The organism is Sutterella wadsworthensis (assembly GCF_003315195.1).
GTDB lineage: Bacteria > Pseudomonadota > Gammaproteobacteria > Burkholderiales > Burkholderiaceae_F > Sutterella > Sutterella wadsworthensis.
In genome coordinates this window covers 1-1048 of the sequence record NZ_QNRV01000074.1, presented here as the reverse complement: position 1 = coordinate 1048, position 1048 = coordinate 1, and the positions used below count along the sequence as shown (strand labels likewise).

The window sequence follows — 1048 nt, the reverse complement described above, 5'->3', positions numbered from 1 at the left end:
AAGTCGTGCAAAGCTCGCCTTAGCGACACGCGGCGCCCCTGACGTTCCCACGAACGTATATCCGAGAAATTTGGACTTCGAAGGACGAAAGAGGCCGCTCTTACTGCGATTCACCCGCAGTTTGAGCGTTCCCTCTATGAACTTAATCGTCTTTTCCAGTACACGTTCCCCGGCCTGCCGAGAGCTGACAAACAGGTTGCAGTCGTCAGCATATCTGCAGAAACTCAACCCTCGGCCCTCCAAGTGTTTGTCGAGCTCGTCGAGGACGATCAGCGACAGAATCGGGCTAAGGTTTGAGCCTTGCGGCGTACCTTCCTCTCGGGGCGAGACAAGACCGTTCTGCATGATGCCATTGCGTAAATAACGCCCAATTAGCTTCAGCAGGGCCTTGTCCTTGATCCGTTTAGTTAGGCGCGCCATTAAGCGGTCGTGGTTCACGGTGTCGAAGAACTTTTCCAAGTCCATCTCCACCACCCAGTTCTTTCCCTCCTTGATGTACCGAGAGGCCTGTTCGATCGCTTCGAGGGCGCTTCGGCCAGGGCGGAACCCGTAACTTGAGTTCGAGAAGTGGGGGTCATAAGCTTCGACAAGTATCTGAGCTATTGCCTGCTGTATCACGCGGTCCTGCACCGTCGGAATGCCGAGCATTCTCGTTCCTCCGTTCGGCTTGGGAATATCCACGCGACGCACCGGAGCCGGAATATAGCTTCCCGCCCTGATGTGTTCGGCAATGCTCCGCCAGTGTCTCCGATGGTGAGCTTCGTATTGGTCGACAGTCATGCCGTCAATGCCCGGAGCCCCCTTATTGGAAACCACCTGTTTGATGGCTCGCAGGATGTTTCTCCCTGAGAGCACCTGATCCAGTGTGATCACTGAATATTTCCTCCTTGCTTTCGTCCGCCTTTCATTCGCCGCTTTGGTCTCTGCCCATTTGCGCCTCCCTCAGAGTCGGGACTTCCGGTCCTTTCTCCTCGGCGGCGAGGTACTCACCTGAGATCCCTGCTGTTCGCCTTCGGCCACCGACTTACGCGAGAGTGAACGGCCTACT

The 1048-nt window shown here is 55.9% G+C and carries 1 protein-coding gene; it reads right to left on the bottom strand.

Annotated features, from left to right (window positions below; all coding sequences use genetic code 11):
* Positions 1–873 (bottom strand): group II intron reverse transcriptase/maturase (gene ltrA / locus DES29_RS12320; protein ID WP_113854957.1); only part of this gene is annotated, 873 nt, incomplete at its 3' end.
* Between the last annotated feature and the right edge of the window lie 175 nt (positions 874–1048).